The sequence below is a fragment of the Dyadobacter sp. genome, assembly GCF_051859145.1.
Lineage (GTDB): Bacteria > Bacteroidota > Bacteroidia > Cytophagales > Spirosomataceae > Dyadobacter.
The window spans coordinates 1-2886 of record NZ_JBHYGF010000466.1; the positions used below are offsets into that span (position 1 = coordinate 1).

The 2886-nt window shown below is 42.2% G+C and carries 4 protein-coding genes; 1 reads left to right on the top strand and 3 read right to left on the bottom strand.

Going from position 1 to position 2886, the window contains the following annotated elements; all coding sequences use genetic code 11:
• Positions 1 to 848 (bottom strand): YihY/virulence factor BrkB family protein (locus ACTIE6_RS21990; RefSeq protein ID WP_439558679.1); only part of this gene is annotated, 848 nt, incomplete at its 3' end.
• 155 nt (positions 849 to 1003) lie between these two features.
• Between ACTIE6_RS21990 and ACTIE6_RS21995 the strand changes: the two genes are divergently transcribed.
• Positions 1004 to 1270 carry a YgaP family membrane protein gene (locus ACTIE6_RS21995; protein WP_138284244.1) on the top strand — a complete coding sequence of 89 codons (267 nt, stop codon included), beginning with the start codon at positions 1004 to 1006 and terminating at the stop codon, positions 1268 to 1270.
• Positions 1271 to 1340: 70 nt separating this feature from the next.
• Here ACTIE6_RS21995 and ACTIE6_RS22000 read toward each other — a convergent pair whose 3' ends face one another.
• The gene (locus ACTIE6_RS22000; RefSeq protein ID WP_138284240.1) at positions 1341 to 1691 is read right to left on the bottom strand and encodes a hypothetical protein; all 351 of its coding nucleotides are present in this window, start codon (positions 1689 to 1691) and stop codon (positions 1341 to 1343) included.
• 301 nt (positions 1692 to 1992) lie between these two features.
• A partial coding sequence (locus ACTIE6_RS22005) for a YsnF/AvaK domain-containing protein (protein ID WP_439558680.1) occupies positions 1993 to 2886 on the bottom strand: 894 nt, incomplete at its 5' end.

A 2886-nucleotide genomic window follows, 5' to 3' on the forward strand; every position in this document is an offset into this window, starting at 1 on the left:
ATGGATTTGCCACCAGAACGCGCATATACTTTGGTAAATTCAGCGCCGAAATACAGAATAATCGAGGAATAATAAATCCATGTCAAAAGGATAACAATCGAGGCAGAAGCCCCATAAGCAGCACCAAGGTCAGACTGGCCCAGATAGATACTAATAACAAACTTTCCGATGGTAAATAATACTGCTGTAAAAGCCGCCCCAAAGATGCACTCTTTCCAGCGGACATGGCCGTCAGGAAGAATTTTAAATATCACTGAAAATAAAGCAGTAATAATGACAATCACCAAGGCAACGTTCAGCACCGAAAATATAATAACTGAAACCTGTGAGAAATACATTTCCAACCGACTGCTAAGAAGATCAACCAAAGTATTAACCCCCAGGGATACTATCAATAAAAATCCGAGCGTGATCAGGACCGAAAAAGAAAGCAACCGGCTTTTCAGGTATCCAAGCCATCCTTTTTGTGGCTTGGATTTAATAGACCAAATATAGTTGATAGAGTCCTGGATCTCTGCAAATACCCCGGTAGCACCGATCAACAGGGTTATAGTTCCAATGGCCGCAGCAGTCCCGGATTTATTTGAAACCGCCGCATTTTTTATAATTCCCTGTAATTGAAGGGCAGCCTCGCTACCAACAAGTCCCTTAATCTGACCAAACAATTGTCCTTCAAAAGCTTCACGCCCAAAAAAAATACTGACCACGGAAATAAGGACCAGGATCATCGGTGCAAGTGAAAACACGGTATAATAAGACAAGGCAGCACTCAACTTAAGGCCATTATCCTCCATGAATTCTGTGAAGCTTTCCTTTAAGACATCCTTGTAAAAATTTATTCTCGACATATAGAAGTGATTGTTTTACATGATGTTCTTACAGTTTGGGAAAGAATATCATGCCAGGCTATGTTTATATCGAAAGCATCAAATTCACCTTTTGTCGCTCATTTAAATGCTGGAATAATTTTATTGAATCCAGGTTACAACATTAATTTAGGGATATGGGAATAGTTGGCAGTTTTGTACAAAAGAAACTTTACAGCAAGATTTTTAGTAAAGATGGTATCATTAATGTCGGAAATGCTGAACGCATAGGGTCCTTTGTGGCAGGATCATTGATAACCTACTACGGTATCAAAAACCAAAATACCTTGATTGGAAAAGCAGCATCTTTGGTTGGCGGCTTACTGATTGCCAGGGGAGCGAGCGGCTATTGTCCAATTAACAAAACAATTGGTCGCGACACTCATAAGCTCTTGATTTATTGATTTTCAATAACTTATTTTTATTAAAACAGTCTGTTCGATGCAGACTGTTTTAATGAATAGACTATATTACTTACTCAGATTTCGGTATATCACCGGCCATCCGTAATGCACTGGCCAGTGCCATTAGCAATGAGGGCATCTCCCCTTCTGCCCCCATGTCCGGGGCAATCACAATGAGCTGACCTGCCAATGTGCCCATCTGGCTTATTACTGCACCTCCATCCACAGGCTCTTGCCCTAATAATGATTTAAGCTTTTTGAGTCCGTCGGCAATGGGCCTTGTATTTTCAGCCTGATCTAGTGGGATGATCCACTTATCTATGATCTCTACACCCTTTTGAGGTGTGAGCTGCTTTTCTTCACACATCAGCATAGATGTGGTTTCATCCAAAAATCCAGTGGTATCAGCAATATCTTCCATATCTGCTTATTTAAATTTGAAGTGAACTTTCAAGCGGTCATTAATACTATAATTTCGGTCAGCCACTAGATGGTAAGTTGAAGTGATATTTTCGCAAGCATCGCTCGCCTATCATATACGGAGCATTAATATCTACGATGTCCCATTATGGGGTTATTCTTACAGGTGGATTATTTCCTTGCAAACCTTGTCATCCAAAGTAGTATGAGATTGCATTGAACGTCTCCTGTTTGTTGATTCTAAGTAAAAAAGCAAAAGGCCCCGTAAATTCGGAGCCTTTTGCAAAGGTGATCAGTCCGGATTAGCGAAGGTCCTCATCATATTTGCGGTTCTGTGGACTTGAAGGTATTTCTTCAACATCCACCTCAGTTTTGCGAACAGTGCCTTTGACAGTCTCCTCTTTTTCTTCTATTTCTTTTTGAAGGCTCACCTCCTCCACCACGAAGGCTTGTTTTGAAACCACCGCGACTTCTTCGTGCTCGGTCAGCTCGATAGTTCCTTCTTTGAAAGCATCAAAATCAGCCTCTGTTGCGGGTCGGTTTGCAGCCGAGCGTGTCACTGAGACATGTTCCTGACGCAGACGGATGCGCTCTTCGACAGGCCGTTCAATGATCCGGCTTCTCAAACGTACACCTCCTGTCTGCACTTCACGTTTTCCAACCTGCATCTGCTCTTCAATTACAGATATACTTTCCTTATTGTCGTTGACATCAGATATGCTACCTGCTTGTGGTGCAATCAGTGTGTTATCAAAGGCTTGATTCATTTGGCCAAATTCATCCACATCCACCGCGCCATGATCATCAAGTATATCTGCCGCCACTTCTGCTTCCTGATTGGTAAGCGCATGCACAGTTACGACAGTGCCCCTTCGTCCCGCCTTACTAAAACGGTCAGCTTTTTCATCATCGTCACTAAAAAGGTTTTTAAAAAACCCGCCGATCCCATCACTGTCATCATCCAGGCTTTGATCAGCTTTGTAATCAGCTGGTTGGGCAGATAGGTCAACCTGAGATGCTTTGTAGCCATTATCAAGCAAATACTGTTTAGCCTGCTGGGCCTGGCTTTCCTGTTCAAATATTCCGATTACTGTACTGGACATAATTTCTGTTATCTGGTTAGTTGTGAGCCTGCTCTCAATAAATATCTGTGCCAGTATTGGTACGCACAATTTCAACTTCTTGGCGAAGTACAG